This window comes from Neogemmobacter tilapiae, from assembly GCF_014652215.1.
Lineage (GTDB): Bacteria > Pseudomonadota > Alphaproteobacteria > Rhodobacterales > Rhodobacteraceae > Neogemmobacter > Neogemmobacter tilapiae.
In genome coordinates, this window is sequence record NZ_BMYJ01000002.1 from 91,033 (window position 1) to 107,671 (window position 16,639).

Annotated in this window: 22 protein-coding genes, 1 tRNA gene and 1 pseudogene; 9 read left to right on the forward strand and 15 right to left on the reverse strand. The window is 60.8% G+C overall.

Annotated elements, in window-relative coordinates; genetic code table 11:
• Window positions 1–19: 19 nt before the first annotated feature.
• Window positions 20–214 carry a hypothetical protein gene (locus tag IE095_RS03495; protein ID WP_189410241.1) on the reverse strand — a complete coding sequence of 65 codons (195 nt, stop codon included), beginning with the start codon at window positions 212–214 and terminating at the stop codon, window positions 20–22.
• 334 nt (window positions 215–548) lie between these two features.
• Here IE095_RS03495 and IE095_RS03500 point away from each other — a divergent pair, with 334 nt between their 5' ends.
• Window positions 549–755, forward strand: a complete 207-nt coding sequence (locus IE095_RS03500) for a cold-shock protein (protein WP_189410242.1) — start codon at window positions 549–551, stop codon at window positions 753–755.
• A 49-nt stretch (window positions 756–804) separates the two neighbouring features.
• On the opposite strand, the gene IE095_RS03505 is transcribed toward IE095_RS03500, so the two are convergent.
• The 7 genes from IE095_RS03505 to IE095_RS03535 all read right to left on the reverse strand — a co-directional run bounded on the left by IE095_RS03505 (window position 805) and on the right by IE095_RS03535 (window position 6,902).
• Window positions 805–1,260 carry a hypothetical protein gene (locus tag IE095_RS03505; protein ID WP_229804469.1) on the reverse strand — a complete coding sequence of 152 codons (456 nt, stop codon included), beginning with the start codon at window positions 1,258–1,260 and terminating at the stop codon, window positions 805–807.
• A gap of 88 nt (window positions 1,261–1,348) precedes the next feature.
• Window positions 1,349–2,962 (reverse strand): GMC family oxidoreductase, encoded by a 1,614-nt coding sequence (locus IE095_RS03510; RefSeq protein ID WP_189410244.1) that lies wholly within the window; start codon window positions 2,960–2,962, stop codon window positions 1,349–1,351.
• Window positions 2,963–3,020: 58 nt separating this feature from the next.
• Window positions 3,021–3,314 carry an Rdx family protein gene (locus tag IE095_RS03515; RefSeq protein WP_189410245.1) on the reverse strand — a complete coding sequence of 98 codons (294 nt, stop codon included), beginning with the start codon at window positions 3,312–3,314 and terminating at the stop codon, window positions 3,021–3,023.
• Window positions 3,308–3,829: a lipocalin family protein gene (locus IE095_RS03520; RefSeq protein WP_189410246.1), complete on the reverse strand. Its 522-nt coding sequence runs from the start codon at window positions 3,827–3,829 to the stop codon at window positions 3,308–3,310. The genes IE095_RS03515 and IE095_RS03520 overlap by 7 nt, the downstream gene beginning before the upstream one ends.
• Before the next feature lie 85 nt (window positions 3,830–3,914).
• Window positions 3,915–5,930, reverse strand: coding sequence for a M3 family metallopeptidase (locus IE095_RS03525; RefSeq protein ID WP_189410247.1), 2,016 nt, complete (start codon window positions 5,928–5,930; stop codon window positions 3,915–3,917).
• 57 nt (window positions 5,931–5,987) lie between these two features.
• Complete coding sequence (locus IE095_RS03530; protein WP_229804471.1) at window positions 5,988–6,389, reverse strand: MerR family transcriptional regulator; 402 nt, start codon at window positions 6,387–6,389, stop codon at window positions 5,988–5,990.
• 114 nt (window positions 6,390–6,503) lie between these two features.
• Window positions 6,504–6,902 (reverse strand): MerR family transcriptional regulator, encoded by a 399-nt coding sequence (locus IE095_RS03535; protein ID WP_189410248.1) that lies wholly within the window; start codon window positions 6,900–6,902, stop codon window positions 6,504–6,506.
• Between the two features lie 80 nt (window positions 6,903–6,982).
• On the opposite strand from IE095_RS03535, the gene IE095_RS03540 reads away from it, so the two are divergent.
• The 6 genes and pseudogenes from IE095_RS03540 to IE095_RS03565 all read left to right on the forward strand — a co-directional run bounded on the left by IE095_RS03540 (window position 6,983) and on the right by IE095_RS03565 (window position 10,560).
• Complete coding sequence (locus IE095_RS03540) at window positions 6,983–7,411, forward strand: PaaI family thioesterase (RefSeq protein ID WP_189410249.1); 429 nt, start codon at window positions 6,983–6,985, stop codon at window positions 7,409–7,411.
• Window positions 7,408–7,899, forward strand: coding sequence for a PaaI family thioesterase (locus IE095_RS03545; protein ID WP_189410250.1), 492 nt, complete (start codon window positions 7,408–7,410; stop codon window positions 7,897–7,899). The genes IE095_RS03540 and IE095_RS03545 overlap by 4 nt, the downstream gene beginning before the upstream one ends.
• Window positions 7,883–9,201, forward strand: a pseudogene (locus IE095_RS03550) (MATE family efflux transporter). Before IE095_RS03545 ends, IE095_RS03550 begins: the two are co-directional and overlap by 17 nt.
• 42 nt (window positions 9,202–9,243) lie before the next feature.
• Window positions 9,244–9,317: transfer RNA gene (locus IE095_RS03555), tRNA-Gly, on the forward strand.
• 106 nt (window positions 9,318–9,423) lie between these two features.
• The gene (locus IE095_RS03560; RefSeq protein ID WP_189410251.1) at window positions 9,424–9,606 is read left to right on the forward strand and encodes a YodC family protein; all 183 of its coding nucleotides are present in this window, start codon (window positions 9,424–9,426) and stop codon (window positions 9,604–9,606) included.
• 120 nt (window positions 9,607–9,726) lie between these two features.
• Entirely contained in the window at window positions 9,727–10,560 is an 834-nt protein-coding gene (locus IE095_RS03565; protein ID WP_189410252.1) for a dioxygenase family protein, read from the forward strand.
• 3 nt (window positions 10,561–10,563) lie between these two features.
• Here the strand turns inward: IE095_RS03565 and IE095_RS03570 are convergent, their stop codons facing one another.
• Window positions 10,564–11,562 (reverse strand): calcium-binding protein, encoded by a 999-nt coding sequence (locus tag IE095_RS03570; RefSeq protein ID WP_189410253.1) that lies wholly within the window; start codon window positions 11,560–11,562, stop codon window positions 10,564–10,566.
• A gap of 3 nt (window positions 11,563–11,565) precedes the next feature.
• Here IE095_RS03570 and IE095_RS03575 point away from each other — a divergent pair, with 3 nt between their 5' ends.
• Window positions 11,566–11,841, forward strand: a complete 276-nt coding sequence (locus tag IE095_RS03575; RefSeq protein WP_189410254.1) for a hypothetical protein — start codon at window positions 11,566–11,568, stop codon at window positions 11,839–11,841.
• Here the strand turns inward: IE095_RS03575 and IE095_RS18690 are convergent.
• The 6 genes from IE095_RS18690 to IE095_RS03605 form a co-directional block, all read right to left on the reverse strand.
• The gene (locus IE095_RS18690) at window positions 11,833–12,720 is read right to left on the reverse strand and encodes a calcium-binding protein (protein ID WP_189410255.1); all 888 of its coding nucleotides are present in this window, start codon (window positions 12,718–12,720) and stop codon (window positions 11,833–11,835) included. The genes IE095_RS03575 and IE095_RS18690 overlap by 9 nt on opposite strands.
• A gap of 119 nt (window positions 12,721–12,839) precedes the next feature.
• Entirely contained in the window at window positions 12,840–13,298 is a 459-nt protein-coding gene (locus tag IE095_RS03585; RefSeq protein WP_189410256.1) for a GNAT family N-acetyltransferase, read from the reverse strand.
• Entirely contained in the window at window positions 13,299–14,087 is a 789-nt protein-coding gene (locus tag IE095_RS03590) for an enoyl-ACP reductase FabI (protein ID WP_189410257.1), read from the reverse strand.
• A 10-nt stretch (window positions 14,088–14,097) separates the two neighbouring features.
• The gene (gene fabB / locus IE095_RS03595; RefSeq protein WP_189410258.1) at window positions 14,098–15,327 is read right to left on the reverse strand and encodes a beta-ketoacyl-ACP synthase I; all 1,230 of its coding nucleotides are present in this window, start codon (window positions 15,325–15,327) and stop codon (window positions 14,098–14,100) included.
• Window positions 15,328–15,357: 30 nt separating this feature from the next.
• On the reverse strand, window positions 15,358–15,708 hold the full coding sequence (locus IE095_RS03600) for an antibiotic biosynthesis monooxygenase family protein (RefSeq protein WP_189410259.1): 351 nt from the start codon (window positions 15,706–15,708) through the stop codon (window positions 15,358–15,360).
• A complete protein-coding gene (locus IE095_RS03605) occupies window positions 15,705–16,178 on the reverse strand; it encodes a group II truncated hemoglobin (protein WP_189410260.1) in 474 nt (157 codons plus the stop codon). The genes IE095_RS03600 and IE095_RS03605 overlap by 4 nt, the downstream gene beginning before the upstream one ends.
• Window positions 16,179–16,241: 63 nt before the next feature.
• Between IE095_RS03605 and IE095_RS03610 the strand changes: the two genes are divergently transcribed.
• Window positions 16,242–16,586 carry a winged helix-turn-helix transcriptional regulator gene (locus IE095_RS03610; protein ID WP_229804472.1) on the forward strand — a complete coding sequence of 115 codons (345 nt, stop codon included), beginning with the start codon at window positions 16,242–16,244 and terminating at the stop codon, window positions 16,584–16,586.
• The last annotated feature ends 53 nt before the right edge of the window (window positions 16,587–16,639 follow it).

The window sequence follows — 16,639 nt, forward strand, 5'->3', positions numbered from 1 at the left end:
GAAAGGCCCGCCGCCCGTGTCACGTGCGCTGATCGAGGGGTTCGCCTTCGGCCGTCTCTGATTCGGCCCCAATATTCGACCGGGTCGCCAAAGATGCCTCGTCCTCGAGCCCTTGAAGCGTCAATTCGAGATCGCGGGCGAGCCGGTTCATCTGATTCAATTGGGCAAAGCGGAATAGATCGCGCAAAACTTCGGTGATCCAATCCGTGCTCATTTCGTCCTCATTGTCTGATCCACATTGGACTCGTTGACTGGTCCTTGCAATCTCACTGGTAAACCACGCTGTTGGTAAGCGAATCGTTAACGCTGCCTGAGCAATCGATGTTGTTGACCTTGTTAGGCCGAAGTTAGCCCTTTGTAGCACCCAATTTTTTGCCGCCAAGAAGGTGCAGGCCGCGAATTTTCTTGATTTTTTCACGTTCTGCCCCCATATGGCGAGTGCGACGTTATCTCTATCGACTCTGTTTGCTATCTGGCCAACGCTCGATCTTGCGCTGACGGGGCCGGTCCGCCGCAATTCCGCGGGCGGAAAATAGAGGAGATTCACGATGGCTAAGGGCACCGTGAAATGGTTTAACACCACCAAAGGTTACGGCTTTATCGCCCCGGAAGGCGGCAAGAAAGACGTTTTCGTGCACATCACCGCGCTGGAGCGTGCTGGTCTGCGTTCGCTGGCTGATGGCCAAGCCGTGACGTTCGACATCGAAACCAGCCGCGACGGGCGCGAAAGCGCAACGAACCTGGCAATCGCCTGATAGCAGGCCGTGGTACTGACGGGGGGCGGTGCTTTTGCGCCGCCCTTTTTCATGCCGTCATGGCTTCGCGGCTACGGGCGGCGTGCTCTATGCCCAAGCGTAGGGCTACTGGCGTCAGCGGGGCACGCAAGCGGATTGGCGCGCTCTTGTCGGTGGGAAAGACCTGTTCGGCCAGATCTGTCGCGGTCAGTATGACAGGCAATTGTTGAATGCTTTCGCCCAGCATTCGGAACAATTTGTCACCTTCTTCGATACCTCCCAAACTGTCGCAGTCTGCGATAAGCAAACCAAAGCCCCCCGGATGGTCCATGACCATTTCGACCGCTGCATAGGTATCTTCGGCATGGCTCATTCCGGCACCTAGACCCGACAGCCGGATCGCCATTGTTTCGATCTCGGACAAGTCGGCTGCGGAAAGATAAACGACCCGCATCGGTCGGGCCACCCAGATTGAATCTTCAGCGAAATTCCGGACCAGTTGCATCTTGTTACCGCTTTCAGACATCCCCTGAGCCGACTTAGCGGGGTAAAATGGCCGAAATGCGATGGGTTTGGGACGGTTTCGGGCCTTAATCCGGTCAATGAAGAAATGCTCAGGATAAGTCTTGGGCGACCATCTCGGCCCCGCGCCAGCCCATCAGGATCGCCGGAGCATTGGTATTGCCACCGATGAGGGTGGGAAAGGCCGAGGCGTCGATGACACGCAGGCCTTGGATGCCATGAACCCGCAGCCTTGGGTCGGTGACCGATGTTGCCGGATCGGTGCCCATGCGGGCGGTACAGGAGGGGTGATAAACCGTGCCGGAACGGCGGCGGAAGTCGTCGATCAGGGCTTCGTCGGATCGGACGGCGGCGCCGGGGCGCAGTTCTTGTTTGATGAGCTGGGCCAGCGGGGGCTGGGCGGCCAGATGGCGCAGGTATTTCACCGCCAGCAGCATTTCGGCGATATCGTGGTCGGTGGAAAAGGCATTTGCGGTGATGGTGGGATGGGCCAGCGGATCGGGGGATTTCAGGCGGATATGCCCGCGCGATGTGGGGCGGCAGTTCGACAGGCCAAGGGAAAGGCCGGGGAAGGGATCGGGGCTTAGGACCGGGCGTTCCCCCGCCTTGGGCAGCAGGGTGGAAAAGGCCTGCATGTACAGCTGCATATTGGGGCGGGGCAGGTGGGCTTCGGTGCGGAAAAAGCCACCCGCATGGTTGATGGATTTGGAAAGCGGGCCTTGGCCGAGGAAGACATATTGCATCCCGGCCAACAGCTTACCCCACCAGGGACGCAGGGCCTGATTGTAGGTGGGGACGGTCATTTCCCAAGTGTAGTTGATGCCCTGATGGTCGGCGAGATGGTCGCCGACGTTCGGGTTGTTTTGAATCACCGGGATGCCCAGCGATTGCAAAAGCCCCCCGGGGCCGATGCCCGACAATTGCAGCAATTGCGGCGAATTGATCGCCCCGCCCGACAGGATCACTTCGGCGTTCGCGCGGATGACTTGAAGCCCCGCCGTCGTCTGCACCTCGACCCCGGTGGCGCGGCCCTGTTCAATTACCAAACGAGTCACCTGCGTCTTTGTCATCACCCGCAGATTGGGGTGGCGCATTGCAGGGCGCAGAAAGGCGCGGGCCGTGGAATTGCGCCGGGCCCCCTTGATTGTCATCTGATAGTGACCGGCACCTTCCTGTTCGGCCCCGTTGAAATCGGGGTTCAGGGGCAGACCGGCGCTTTCGCAAGCCGCAAGATAGTTGCCCACAAGCGGATGCAGCCCGGTGCGGTTCGCCGCGATGTGCAAAGGCCCACCTTGACCGCGCCAAGCGTCAGCGCCTGCCTCGTTGTCCTCCAAAGCGCGATAGGCGGGTAGAACCTCATCCCAGCCCCAGCCGGGGGCGATCTGACCCCAATCATCGTAATCGGCCTTGTGCCCCCGGATCCAGACCATCGCGTTGATGGAGGAGGAGCCGCCCAACAGCCGCCCCCTTGGCCAGTGATCACTTTGTCCTGCCAGCCCCGGATCGGGTTCCGTGCGATACATCCAATTGACGGCAGGGTTGTAGAACAGCTTGCCATAGCCCAGCGGCAGGTTGACGTAAAAGCGGCGGTCGGTGCCCCCGGCCTCGATCAGCAGAACCCGCAGTTTGGGATTTTCCGACAGACGGTTCGCCAACACGCAACCCGCGCTGCCCGCACCCACGATGATGATGTCGGCCTGTTCCATTGCGCCAATTTAGCGGGGCGCCGCCGCTATCCTTGCCAAGCCGCGACAAAAGCCGTCGCTATTCGGTCTTTGCCCGATCCACATGACCAAGGTCACGATCCGGCCAGATCACATCGCGGATCTTTTGCTTGATCACCTTCGCCTCGGGAAAGCCGCCATCCGCCTTGCGATCCCAGATCAGTTCCCCATTCAGATGGATCAGGTAAATTCCCCCGGTGCCCGGCACCAAGGTCACTTCGCCCAAATCCTGCCCAAAGGTCTGCAACAACTCCTGCGCCATCCAGGCGGCCCGCAGCATCCAGTTGCATTGGCTGCAATAGGTGATGCGGACCTTGGGGCCTTCGCCTACCAATGGCTGACCCGTTGCAGGGCGGCGATGTCAAAGGCGTTCTTGCCCAGAACCTCTTTCGCCCAATCATATTCTTCGGGCGTTGCCCGCCGGTCGCGGTGTAGCATATAGGCCGAAGCGCGGGCCGGGTTGCCAATCAACAAGGTGCGCCCATCCGGCGAACGATCAATCACCCAGTAATCGCCATATTGGATCAGCCCATCATAGCGCGATGTCTGATAGCCCGCCAAATCGGCAATACCGGCGAAGCGGATGGTCTGGCCATTCTTGACGCATTGGAAGGTGATGCTGACATGGCCCGCATCCACCGTTGCCAGATTGGCGGTCATATGGCTGCAACCGTCATCCTGCCTTGTGGGCATATTGGCGGTCACGAACCATTGGCCCGAAATACTGTCCGCCGACATGCGTTGCAGATGGAACGGGTCGTCCACATCGTCGTAAACCCGCACATAGGGATAGCCGCAGGCCGAAAGGGCTAGAAAGGCACAAGTCATGACAAGGTTCAGACGTTTCATCGGGCACCTTTGGCGGTCAGGGCGTTGCATTCGGCCCTGACCATCCTTCACTTGGCGTCTATCCTCAAGCCCCTTCGGCATAAATTCAGACAGGGGCCAGCAGGCCACGACCTTTCAGCAACGCCTCGACCCCCGGCATACGCCCCCGGAATTGTAGATACAGTGCCTCGGCATCCTGTGAACCGCCTGCCGACAGAATGAATTTCTCCAGCTTGGCGGCGGTTTCGGGGTCAAAAGCATCGCCCCTCTCCTCGAACGCGGCAAAAGCATCGGCATCCATCACCTCGGACCACATGTAGCTGTAATAGCCCGAGGAATAGCCGTCGCCCGAAAAGACATGCGCAAAATGCGGCGTCGCGTGGCGCATCGGAATGGCCCTAGGCAGCCCCATTTCTGCCAGAACCTCCGCCTGTTTCTGCATCGGATCTGCGGGGGCGGGGCCCTCATGAAAGGCTAGATCCACCATCGCCGAGGACACGAACTCCACCGTCGCAAAGCCTTGGTCATAGGTTCCAGCGGCCAGCAGACGGTCCAGCATATCCTTGGGCATCGCCTCGCCCGTCGCATGATGGCGGGCGTGTTGGGCCAGCACTTCGGGCACTTCCAACCAGTGTTCATAAAGCTGGCTGGGCAGTTCGACGAAATCGCGGGCGACGGATGTGCCGCTGATGAAACCATAGGTCACATCTGACAGTATCTGATGCAAAGCATGGCCGAATTCGTGGAACAGCGTCCGCGCATCATCATAGGACAAAAGGCAGGGATCACCTTTGGCAAAGTTGCAGACATTCACCACGATGGGCCGCTGATCACCGCCCAGTTTCCGCTGTGACCGCATGGCTGAACACCAAGCGCCGGAACGTTTCGACGACCGCGCAAAGTAATCGCCCAAGAACACCGCCACATGCTCCCCCTTGCGTGTCACTTCCCAACCCCGCACGTCGGGATGATAGAAGGGGCCGTCCAATTCCCGAAACTCCAACCCGAACAGCCGGTTCGCGCAATCGAACTGGGCGGCCAGCATCGCGTTCAGCGACAGGTACGGCTTCAACGCCGCCTCATCCAGATCATGCTCTGCTTTCCGCCGCTTTTCGGAATAGTAGCGCCAGTCCCAAGGCTCCAGCGGGCCGCTGATCCCGTCCGCGTGCAACATCTTTTCCAAGATCGCGGCATCCACATTCGCCCGCGCCTTGGCCGGTTCCCAGACCCGCATCAGCAGATTACGCACGGCCGCAGGCGTCTTTGCCATCTCCGGCTCCAGCTTGAAATCGGCAAAGCTGGCAAAGCCCAACAGCGCTGCCCGTTCCGCCCGCAAGGCGAGAATTTCGGTCACGATGCCCCGATTGTCATGTTCATTGCCGTTTTCGCCGCGCGCGACCCAAGCACGCCATGCCTTTTCCCGCAGATCACGCCGCGGGCTGAATTGCAGAAACGGCGTAATCAGCGAACGGTTCAACGTGATCACGGCCCCCAATCCGCGCTCCGCCCCTGCCGCTTTGGCCGCATCCACCACGAAACCCGGCAGACCCGCCAGATCGGCGTCCGAAACCGCCATGAACCAACCGCGTTCCTCGGCCAAAAGGTTCTGGCTAAAGGCCGTTCCCAAGACCGCCAGCCGCGCCATCAGCGCCGTCATCCGTTCGGATTCCGTCCCCGTCAGCCGCGCCCCCGCCCGCAGGAACATCTGGCGATACAGTTCCAGAACCCGCAGTTCCTCGCCCACAATCCCCTGCGCCTCGCGGCTTTCCCACAGCGATTCGATCCGCTGGAACAGCGCCTTGTTGTTTGTGATCTCGGACGAATAGGCGCTCATCTTCGGCGCCAATTCCCGCATCAGCGCCTCGCGCGCTTCGGTGCTGTCGGCACTGGCCAGATTGTAGAACACCCCGGAAACCCGGTCCAGCAGACCATCGGCCTGTTCCATCGCGGCAATCGTGTTGGCGAATGTCGGGGCTTCGGCCTGATCCGCAATCGCGGCAATCGCCGCCCGCGCCTCGACCAGCGCCTGATCAAAGGCGCTGCCAAAATCCTCATCCTGCAAGGCGGCAAAGGGCGGCAGACCGAAGGGGCTGTTCCAAGGTTCCAAGAGGGCATTGACCATCGCAAATCTCCTTTGGCGGGCAGACTAGGCGGCAAATCCGCGATGGTCCAGACCACCTCAGGCAGCCGTCGGTTGTCCTGGCTCCACCATTGCCTCGGCGCATGCGCGCAGCATTTCGGTGCCATAGGCGATCTGCGCCTTCAATTCGGCCATTCGCCCTTCCATTTCGGTCCGGTCCCGCTCCATCTCGGCCAGCCGCTTGGTCGCCAGCCGCTGCGCCATTTCCAGTTGCAACCGTTCATCCCGCGTCTTGTCATAGACCTCCAGCAATTGCCGGATCTGTTCCAGACTGAAACCCAGCCGCTTGCCCCGCTCAATCAGCGTCATCCGCGCCCGGTCCCGCCGGGTGAACAGTCTTTTCTGCCCCTGCCGGTGCGGAAACAGCAGTTCCTTTGCTTCATAGAACCGCAGCGTCCGTGGCGTCACCTGATACAGATTGCACATTTCGCGGATTGTCATTGTCTCGGTCAAAACCGGGCGTATCGTCATATTCATGCGTCCCAAATCCTTCGCTCAAGGGTGAAGGCAGGCTAGCAAAAGGACTTGCCGTGACGGAACCGGGGGCAACCCGCATTACACCTTGGGTTTAGGCGCGTCGGCCAGCAGTTCAGCCACCGCCGTCGCGCGCAACTGCCGCAATTCATCCAGATCGGTGTTCAAACGTGCAATCTCGGCCTCGATCGCCGACATCCGTTCATTCGCCCCTTCGACAAAGCTGCGCAGCTGCACCTTTTTGCCCCGCTTTTGATACATCTCCAGCCAGCGTCGAATCTCTTCCAGCCCAAAGCCAAATCGCCGCCCCCGCAAAATCAGCGTCATCCGTGCCACTTCGCGTGGGCCATACCACCGCGCCCGCCCCGCGCGTTCCGGGGACAGCAATTCAATCTCGTCATAGTAGCGCAAGGTCCGCGGCGTCACGTCGAAACGCGCGCACATCTCTTTAAAGCTCAGTTTAGGGTTCCATTGCGTCATGCGGGGCAAATAGGGCGGCAAGCCGCCTCGATCAACCGCTGGGCCTTGCAGAAAGGCCCGATTCAGCCCACAAATCCGCTATGACCTTGACGCATGACTTGCAGCGGATCACCGCTTTTCTGACCGAATTGCCCCATGCCCGCGCCCTGTCGATGCGGGTCGAAAGCTTTGGCAATGCCAGCGCCGCGCTCTCGATGCCCTATGACACGCGCTTTGTCGGCGACCCCGCGACCGGCGTCATTCACGGCGGGGCGGTCTCGGCCCTGATGGACACGACCTGCGCCGGCGCGGTTATGGCCCATCCGGAACATCCGCTTTCGACGGCGACCATCGACCTGCGCATCGATTATATGCGCTCTGCCACCCCCGGCCAGCGCATCACCGCCCGCGCCGAATGCCACCATATCACCCGCCATGTCGCCTTTGTCCGCGCCGTGGCCTATGACGCGGATGAAACACGCCCCGTCGCCACCGCCACAGCGACCTTCACGGTGGAGCGTGCGCCATGAGCCGTGGAAAGCCCGAACCCGTCGAAGTGATCAAAGAACGCCGCGACGGCGCCTTGGCCCGGCTGACCGACGGCATTCCCTATGCTGCCTTTCTGGGCATCCGTTTTGACCGCCGAGGGGATGAGCTGACGGCGATCCTACCCTATGGTGATCATGTGCTGGGCAACCCCATGGTGCCCGCCCTACACGGTGGGGCCATCGCTGCCTTTATGGAGGTGGCGGCCGTCGTCCAACTGGGCTGGACCCAAGGTTGGGAGCGGATGGAAACCGGCGCGGAACCCTTTGCCGGACGCCTGCCGAAAACCATCGACTTTACCATCGACTATCTGCGCCCCGGCCTGCCGCGCGACATTTATGCCCGCGCCCGCATCGCCCGCGCCGGACGGCGGTTTGCGTCTGTTCATGTCGAATGCTGGCAGGACAACCGCGACCGACCCGTCGCACAGGCCGTTGGCCATTTCCTGATGCCCGATGACATCGCCGGTTGATCAGACACTCACCGACCGGCGGGTTTTGCGCATTGCGCTGCCCATTGTCCTTTCGAATGCCACCGTCCCCCTGCTGGGCGCTGTCGATACCGCCGTCGTGGGCCAGATGGGACAAGCCGCCCCCATTGGCGCGGTGGGGCTGGGGGCCATCATTCTGGCCAGCCTTTATTGGCTGTTCGGCTTTCTGCGCATGGGCACATCAGGCCTTGCCGCCCAAGCCGAAGGGGCAGGGGATCGCGTCGAAAGCGTCGCCATTCTGCTGCGCGCCTTGATGATTGCCGCCGTCACCGGTTTGGCACTGATCGCTTTGCAAGTCCCCTTGATCATGGGCGCTTTCGCCTTGGCCCCGGCGAGCGGCGAAGTGGAAAGCCTGGCCCAGACCTATCTGGCGATCCGTATCTGGGGGGCCCCGGCCACGATTGCCACCTATGCCCTGACCGGCTGGCTTGTCGCACGGGAAAGAACGGCCGGAATCCTTTGGCTGCAACTTTGGACCAATGGCGTGAACATTGCCTTGGACCTGTGGTTTGTGCTGGGTCTGGGCTGGGGCGTCGAAGGTGTGGCCATTGCCACGCTTATCGCGGAATACTCCGGGCTTTTGCTGGCGCTGTTCCTCTGCCGCTCCGCCTTTCGCAGCGCAGTCCTTTGGCCCGCCCGTGCGCGTTTGGGGGACAAGGCGGCCCTCTTGCAGATGTGGGCGGTCAACGGCAATCTCATGCTGCGCAGTGTCTTGTTGCAGGGCAGTTTCACCACCTTCATGTTTCTGGGCGCCGGGTTCGGCGATGTCACCCTTGCCGCCAATCAGGTGCTTTTGCAGTTCCTAGAAATCACCGCCTATGCTTTGGACGGTCTCTCGCTGCCGAGACACTGGTGGGCCAAGCCGTTGGCGCGCGACGGGCGTCACAGGTGCGGCAGGCGACGGTGCTCAGCGGAAAGTGGGGCGCGCTGGGCGCGGTGCTTTTGGGCGTCGTCTTTCTGGCGCTCGGCCCGCAGATCATTGACCTGATGGCCAAAGCGCCCGAGGTGCAGGCCGAAGCGCGGCAGTATCTGCCTTGGCTGATCATAGCGCCCCTGATCGGCATTGCCAGTTGGATTCTGGATGGCGTGTTCATCGGGGCCACCCTGACCCGCGAAATGCGCCGCTGTATGCTGCTGGCCGTCGCGATTTATGCCGCCTCTTTGCTGATCTTGCTGCCCTTGCTGGGCAATCACGGGCTTTGGGCCGCGCTGATGGTGCTGAATTTGGCACGCGGGGTAACGATGGCCTGGGCCTATCCCGCCGCCGAACGCGCCGCCGCCTGACCGCTTGCGGTGGGGCGCGTCACTGGCTATATGACCCGCAGCGCGGGTGTTGTGTAATGGTAAGACCCTAGCCTTCCAAGCTAGAGACACGGGTTCGATTCCCGTCACCCGCTCCAAATCCCTCTCAACTTCCACTCACCCTGTTCTGGGTAAGACTTTTTGCCAGCTTGACTTGCAATCTGGACGTGTTTCAATTTCCCTATGTCTCAATTGGAGGATGTCATGAGTGCGACATTGGACATTGGTGATGTGGTCCAACTGCGTTCGGGCGGGCCTTGGATGACGGTCAGCGATCTGGACCGGGACCGCACGGGACACAAGCGGGTGCATTGCACTTGGGTTGATGGCCGCAGCCAAAAATTCCGCATCTATAGGCCCGCCGTTCTGGAAAAGCTGAACGAATAAGGCCGCAATCCCGATTTTGTTGAACCAGACTTGATCTCTTGATCCGGGAAATCCTGCTATCCTGCGACGGAAAGCGCCGCTGGGCGCGTTTTGAATGCTGAACCAGCCAAGAGGCCAGCGATGCAGGACGATTCCCACGACCACGACCACGACAAGGGCCTTGCCCATGATCTGCCCCGCATGATCGGGCGGCGGCGCATGCTGGCCCTGACGGCGGGTGTTCTGGCGGCGGGTGGCGGGCTTTGGCTTTCGCGCGGTCTGGCGGGGGAACAGGTCTTGTCGGCCAGCGGGGCCGATGGTTTGGTCTGCGTCAAGCCGCCATCCGAAACAGCCGGGCCCTATCCCGCCGATGGCACCAATGTCCGGGATGGCCAGACCGTGAATGCCTTGGCCGAAAGCGGTGTCCAGCGGGTCGATATGCGACCCAGTTTTGGCCCCTACAAGGGGGGCGTCGATGGCGTCGCTCTGGATCTGACCCTGACGCTTGTCGATGTAAACGCCGCCTGTGCCCCCCTCGCAGGCCGCGCGATCTATCTTTGGCATTGCGATACGGCGGGGCGCTATTCACTTTATGATGTGCCCGATCAGAACTGGCTGCGGGCTGTCGGTGTGACCGACGCGGCGGGACAGGCGCATTTCACCACCATCTTCCCCGGCTGCTATGACGGCCGCTATCCCCATATGCATTTTGAAATCTTCGCCTCGCCCGAGGCCGCCATCAGCGGCAAGGCCAGCCTGCTGACCGCTCAACTGGCCATGCCCGAGACGGCCTGCAAAGCCGTCTATGCCGATGCGCGTTATGGCGGCAGTCTGGACCGGCTGGCCCGCAGCGGTCTGGCACGCGACATGGTGTTTGCCGACAACGCCCCCGAGCAACTGGCGGCCCAAACCCTGACCATCACCGGCGATCCCGCTAGCGGGCTGGCGGGAAGCGTGATGGTAGGGCTGGGTTAGCCCCTAACCCACAATCTGGAAATGGCTGGCGTTGATGGCCAGCCCATCGTCCAGCACCGCCACCAACACCTTGGCGGCCGCGCCTGATCCGTCGCGGTCGTACCAAAGCTGGCCTGTGGCCGCGTCATACAGGATCCGATGGGCCGCCGTTGTCGCATTGGCCCCGGAACGAAAGGCCGCATTGGCCAGATTGCCGGGGGCGGCCAAGGCTGTGAAGGCATCGTTGTCCAAAAGGATCCGGTCCACGGCGACGCTAAAGTCGCCAATGTTGTCATGCACCCCGTCAACCGCCGGAGTTGCAAACAGAAAGCGATCCGCCCCCGTCCCACCCACCAGAATGTCGCCCCCAGCCCCACCCGACAAAAGGTCGTTGCTGTTGTCACCGAACAGCTGATCCGACCCCGCCCCGCCATAAAGACTGTCGCGCCCATCGCTGCCCTGCAGATTGTCCGCCCCCGCCGCACCAAACAGTTTGTCGTGCCCCAGGCCGCCAAGGGCGGAATCGTTGCCCTTGCCGCCGAACAGCTGATCCGCCCCAAGATCCCCTGCCAGCGTATCGCCCCCGCCGCCGCCATAGACGCTGTCATTGCCATTCATAGCGATCAGCACGTCACCAAAGCCCGTGCCCAGCATCCGGTCGTTGCCGCCCAAAAAGGCGTTATGAAAAGCCTGCTGATCCGAAGCATCCAGCGCATCGAACAGATCTTTTGCCTGAAGGTTCCAGTTGTCGATGGTCCAAAGCGTGTTCCCTGACGCCTTGAGCTTCATGATCATGCTGTCCAACTCCCCCGAAATCGGCGCAGGGAAGGGAATGGGGAAACCCGGCTTGAAGCCATAGGTCAGCCCCGACCCGCTCATCGTCGTCACAGTGGCGTCGGTGATGACGGTGAACTTGGTCGCCGTCATCTTGAAATTCACCAGATCGTCAAACAACGCCGAAAGATATTCCGAACTGCTTGCGCCTGTACCGGGGGCAAATGAAAAATAGCGGATGGTGGGCATGGCTTGCTCCTCGCTGAAGAAATGATCAAACTTGATCGAAGAAGGCCCCAGCAGAATAAGGGGATTGTGGTCACACTGTCATCAGGGAACATCGGCCTGCAAAGCCCAGACCCTCGCCCGTTCAAATGGCATTGCCGGGGGGCAAGCGTCTTGCAGATGACGCCGCATGAGCTGGCGGAGACCGATTTTCGCAAAACCCGCCAGTCCCGCGAAAATCAGCGCGCCTTTGTTCAGCCGGCGCTGAAGGAAAGGCGCGCTGATCCCGAGAGTTTAGTCTAGGATCTGGAAATGTGCCCGGGTGAGTGCCAGGCCATCATCCATGGCCGCCAGCAAGACTTTGGCCGCAGCGCCGGATCCGTCGCGATCATAATATAGATGGCCCGAAGCCGCGTCGTAGACGATCCGTTGGCTCAAGGTCGTCGCATCGGTCCCCAGCCGGAACTGCCCGGCGCGCAAAGTCCCCGCCGCTCCAAGAGCCGCGAAAGCATCATTGTCCAGCAAGATTTTGTCCGCCGCCGTGTTGAAATCACCGATGTTGTCCAGCACGCCGTCAATGGCGGCTGTGTTGAACAGGAAGCGATCTGACCCGATGCCGCCGTTCATCACATCGCCCCCCGCGCCGCCGACCAAGAGGTCATTGCCCGTTTCGCCTGCCAACTGATCATTGCCGGCCCCGCCGTACAAACTGTCGTTCCCATTGCCACCGGAAACGGCATCTATGGCCTTACCGCTTTTGATGATGTCGTGACCGCTCATCCCGGTCAGTGCGTCCGAAAACCCCGTTCCAAAGATACGGTCATTGCCGCCCAGAAACACGTTGAAGAACGCCAATTCGTCCTCATCCTCGAAGGCATCGAACATCCTTTTGGCTTTGGCGTCCCAGTTTTCAATAGTGAAGATGATCTTGTTGCTGCTGTCGTTCAACTTCATCGTGAGGCTGTCTAGGTCGCCCTTGAAAGGGACTGGAAAGGGATAGCCTGCCTCAAAGGCATATCCCAGCTCTGTTCCTGCAAGCGTCGATTTGACCTGAGATGATGTGATCGTCAGGGCGGTGTCAGTCAAACGGAAGGCGGTGACGCCGCCGAAAAGCGCCGTCAGAAAGGTAAAGGTATTGGCCCCTTGGCCCGCGGCTGGGGAGAAGTAACGGATGACGGCCATGATTATGGCTCCTTACATATTGGTTGAAAAGCTATTGGCGTATCAAGACTACTACTGCCGTAATTCTACGGCGAGATGGCAAAACTGTCATCTGAAAGTTAACCAATTGGCGACGTGGTTTAGGCCGGGGCCAAGCTTTTCTCGAAAAACACCCGATCAAACCCGTCCTCAACACCCCGCCCCGTCTCGACATAGCCAAGGTGCGGATAGATCGCCAAGTTTTCCACCATCTTTGCATTGGTGCAAAGCGTCACCTTGGCCAGCCCCTCGGCCCGCGTCTTATCTTCGCAGCAGGCGACTAGCTTTTTGCCAACACCCCGCCCCGCCGCTGTGGGCAAAACGGCCAACGCATCCAGCAGCATCTGGTCGCCCTGCGGGAAAAACGTGACATAGCCCACCACATGGCCCAAGGGATCGGTCGCCACCCGGATCTGCCCCGCCGCGATCTGCCCGGCAAAATCAGCATCCATCGGGGCCGGTCTGCGCCCGATCCGTTCGACATAGGGCGCAAAGGCGGCTTCGACACAGCGGCGCAAAACCGCTTCATCTGCCGCCACGGCTTGCCGGATAAGGGTCAACTACAGATTGTCCGCCTGTGGCATGCCCAGAACATGAAACCCTCCATCCACCCGGATCACCTCGCCCGTTGTGCAGGCCCCCGCATCCGACGCAAGGTAAACCGCCGTCCCGCCAATCGCCTCCAGCGTCGCATTGGCCCGCAGCGGCGCATTCGCTTCGGTATGTCGGAAGGTCGCACGCGCGCCACCAATGGCCGCGCCCGCCAGCGTTTTCATCGGGCCGGGGCTGATCGCGTTCACGCGAATATTCTGTGGCCCAAGATCATTCGCCAGATAGCGCACTGAGGATTCCAGCGCGGCCTTGGCCACGCCCATCACATTGTAATTCGGCGTCACCCGGTTCGACCCTTGGAAGGTCAGCGTGATCAGACTGCCGCCGTTCGGCATCAGCTCCGCCGCCCGCCGCGACACGTCGATGAAGGAAAAGCAGGAAATCGTCAGTGAATTCTTGAAATTCTCGCGGCTTGTGTTGATGAAACGCCCCGTCAATTCGTTCTTGTCGGAAAAGGCGATGGCATGGACCAGAAAGTCGATGCTGCCCCAACGGTCCTTCAGCGCCGTAAAGCAGGCCCCCAAGGATTCATCATTGTTCACATCGACATCGACCAGAAAATTCGACCCGACAGAAGCCGCCAAGGGCTGCACCCGGCTGCCGAACGCCTCGCCCTGATAGGAAAAGGCCAGTTCGGCCCCCTGATCGGCCAAGGCTTTCGCAATGCCCCAGGCGATGGACCGTTCATTGGCCACGCCCATGACCAGCCCGCGTTTGCCCTGCATGGAACTTGTCATGCTTTGCCCCTTAATTCGTATACTTGCTCATCACCAAGGTCGCATTGGTGCCGCCGAAGCCAAAGGAATTCGACAGAACGCTGTCAATATCGACCCCGTCGCGCATCGTCGTCACGATTTCCGAAGGGTCCAGCGCCGGATCCAAGGTGGTGACATTGGCCGAGGCCGCGATAAAGCCCTTGTTCATCATGATCAGCGAATAGATCGCCTCCCACACGCCCGCGCCACCCAAGGCATGGCCCGTCAGCGACTTGGTCGAGGCTATCGGCGGGGTGTTCCCCTTGCCAAAGACGCGGCGGATCGCTTCCACCTCGGTCACGTCGCCGACCATCGTGCTGGTGCCGTGGCTGTTGATATAGTCGATCTTGCGGCCCCGCGGCAGCGTTGACAGCGCCAGCTTCATAGCCCGTTCACCACCCTCGCCCGAGGGAGCAACCATGTCATACCCGTCCGAGGTCGCGCCATAGCCCGTCACCTCGCCGTAAATCTTGGCCCCCCGCGCCAGCGCGTGGTTCAGCTCCTCCAGAACCACCACACCGCCGCCGCCCGCAATCACGAAACCGTCGCGTGTCGCGTCATAGGTCCGGCTCGCGGTCGTCGGCGCATCGTTGTATTTCGACGACATCGCCCCCATCGCGTCGAACAGGCAGGACAGCGTCCAGTCCAGTTCCTCCCCCCCGCCCGCAAAGACGATGTCCTGCTTGCCCATCTGGATCAGTTCGGTCCCGTTGCCGATGCAATGCGCGCTGGTGGAACAGGCGCTGGTGATCGAATAGTTCACACCCTTGATCTTGAACGGCGTGGCCAAGCAGGCCGAGTTCGTCGACGACATGCCCTTGGTCACGCCGAAAGGCCCGATCCGTTTCGGCGCACCGCTTTCGCGGACGATGTTGTGCGCCTTGAAGAAAGACTTCGTCGAAGGCCCACCCGACCCCATGATCAGCCCGGTGCGTTCGTTGGAGATATCCGATGGGTCCAGCCCAGAATCTTCAATCGCCTGCCGCATGGCGATGAAATTGTAAGCCGCGCCATCGCCCATGAAACGCAGGTCGCGCTTGTCGATGTTGTCTTCCAACACGATCTGCGGCTGGCCGTGAACCTGACAGCGGAACCCATGTTCGGCATAGTCTGGGGCAAAGACGATGCCCGACTTGCCGGCGCGAAGGCTCGCCTCTACCTCGGCGACATTGTTGCCGATGGACGAAACGATACCCATCCCAGTGATGACGACGCGGCGCATGGCGGCCTCCACAAGATCATTTTGGCTTGTTTAGGCGAGTGGCGGCGAGGGGGCAAGCGGATAGGCAGGGCGCGCGTATGCCTCTTGGTTGCCCGGCAGCGGCTGATAGTGGCGCATTTCCTGAATCATCGGAATGTAGGGGCGGATATGGCCCAATAACTCCCTGAAAATAGCACTGCCGCGAAAGCCTTCCAGATGGTCCTGTTTTGATGTCCATTCGATGCGCAGGATGAACTGCGACGGATCGTCCACGCATTGGCTGATTTCGAAACCCAAGGCGAAGGGCGATTGCCGCAGAACCTGCCCCGCTTTGTCATAGTCCTGCACAAAGGCTGCGACCTGTTCGGGGGGAATGGCATAGCGCAGATATTCGACGATCATTTTGTTCCTTTCGGGATATAGGGCCCGCCCGTTTCGCCCCAGCCCCAGCGCGGCATTTCGGCATGTGGGTTCACCTTGGCCCCCGGCTGCGCATTGATCACGGCCAGCCGTGAGCCCCATTCCAGATAGCCGACAGGGGCGGACGCAAATTCCGGGTCTTGCGGCGCGTCGGATTGACCGTAGCAATCCAGCAAAAGGCTGATCCGGCGGCGCCTTTGGGTCTCTGTCAGATGGCGGTTCAGATGGTGGCGCACCATTTCAGGATGGCCGCCATGCTGTTCGGAATAGGTCTTCGGTCCGCCAAAAACCTCGGCGATAAAGGCCGCCACATGGGCGGGGTGGTCCGGATTCATGTCCGCAAAAATTGGGGCGAGTTCAGCATCTTGCTGCACGCGCCGGTAAAATTCGGCGGTCAGCCGTTCCAGCGTTTCAATCCCGCCGATCCAATCATAGAGTGTGGGCGCTGGCATGGTTTTCTCCCTTGCCTGGCAAGCTAATGGCGCTTCCTGCGCCCGACAAGGAGTTACCAAAAGGTGACGAGTCCCCGCCCCGACGAAAAGCTGCTGCACTGCCCCGCCTTGGTGGCGACCCGTGTGATTGCAGGCAAATGGAAGACGCGCGTGCTGTGGCTGCTGCGCGAAAGACCGCACCATTTTGGCGAACTGAAGGGGCGGCTGCCGGGGGTGTCGGCCAAGGTTCTGGCGGAACAGTTGCAGCAGTTGGAAAGGGATGGGCTGATCCAAGGCCAAGCAGAGCTGCGGGGCGGGGTGAGTTTTGTGCTATATGATTATACGCGCTATGGCCGGACGCTGATCCCGGCGCTGGATGCCTTGGGGACGTGGGGGCTGGAACATGCGGCGTGGGAAACAGGGCGGTAGGGGCGGGCAAAAGCTGACCCCTGCGCCGTAGGCCGCGCATCGGGGCCGGATCG

What these genes read in the sequence shown, in the direction of transcription:
- IE095_RS03495 (WP_189410241.1), bottom strand. Translation starts at nt 214, where the DNA reads ATGAGCACGGATTGGATCACCGAAGTTTTGCGCGATCTATTCCGCTTT.
- IE095_RS03500 (WP_189410242.1), top strand. Translation starts at nt 549, where the DNA reads ATGGCTAAGGGCACCGTGAAATGGTTTAACACCACCAAAGGTTACGGC.
- IE095_RS03505 (WP_229804469.1), bottom strand. Translation starts at nt 1,260, where the DNA reads ATGTCTGAAAGCGGTAACAAGATGCAACTGGTCCGGAATTTCGCTGAA.
- IE095_RS03510 (WP_189410244.1), bottom strand. Translation starts at nt 2,962, where the DNA reads ATGGAACAGGCCGACATCATCATCGTGGGTGCGGGCAGCGCGGGTTGC.
- IE095_RS03520 (WP_189410246.1), bottom strand. Translation starts at nt 3,829, where the DNA reads ATGAAACGTCTGAACCTTGTCATGACTTGTGCCTTTCTAGCCCTTTCG.
- IE095_RS03525 (WP_189410247.1), bottom strand. Translation starts at nt 5,930, where the DNA reads ATGGTCAATGCCCTCTTGGAACCTTGGAACAGCCCCTTCGGTCTGCCG.
- IE095_RS03530 (WP_229804471.1), bottom strand. Translation starts at nt 6,389, where the DNA reads ATGACAATCCGCGAAATGTGCAATCTGTATCAGGTGACGCCACGGACG.
- IE095_RS03535 (WP_189410248.1), bottom strand. Translation starts at nt 6,902, where the DNA reads ATGACGCAATGGAACCCTAAACTGAGCTTTAAAGAGATGTGCGCGCGT.
- IE095_RS03540 (WP_189410249.1), top strand. Translation starts at nt 6,983, where the DNA reads ATGACCTTGACGCATGACTTGCAGCGGATCACCGCTTTTCTGACCGAA.
- IE095_RS03545 (WP_189410250.1), top strand. Translation starts at nt 7,408, where the DNA reads ATGAGCCGTGGAAAGCCCGAACCCGTCGAAGTGATCAAAGAACGCCGC.
- IE095_RS03560 (WP_189410251.1), top strand. Translation starts at nt 9,424, where the DNA reads ATGAGTGCGACATTGGACATTGGTGATGTGGTCCAACTGCGTTCGGGC.
- IE095_RS03565 (WP_189410252.1), top strand. Translation starts at nt 9,727, where the DNA reads ATGCAGGACGATTCCCACGACCACGACCACGACAAGGGCCTTGCCCAT.
- IE095_RS03570 (WP_189410253.1), bottom strand. Translation starts at nt 11,562, where the DNA reads ATGCCCACCATCCGCTATTTTTCATTTGCCCCCGGTACAGGCGCAAGC.
- IE095_RS18690 (WP_189410255.1), bottom strand. Translation starts at nt 12,720, where the DNA reads ATGGCCGTCATCCGTTACTTCTCCCCAGCCGCGGGCCAAGGGGCCAAT.
- IE095_RS03590 (WP_189410257.1), bottom strand. Translation starts at nt 14,087, where the DNA reads ATGACAAGTTCCATGCAGGGCAAACGCGGGCTGGTCATGGGCGTGGCC.
- fabB (WP_189410258.1), bottom strand. Translation starts at nt 15,327, where the DNA reads ATGCGCCGCGTCGTCATCACTGGGATGGGTATCGTTTCGTCCATCGGC.
- IE095_RS03600 (WP_189410259.1), bottom strand. Translation starts at nt 15,708, where the DNA reads ATGATCGTCGAATATCTGCGCTATGCCATTCCCCCCGAACAGGTCGCA.
- IE095_RS03605 (WP_189410260.1), bottom strand. Translation starts at nt 16,178, where the DNA reads ATGCCAGCGCCCACACTCTATGATTGGATCGGCGGGATTGAAACGCTG.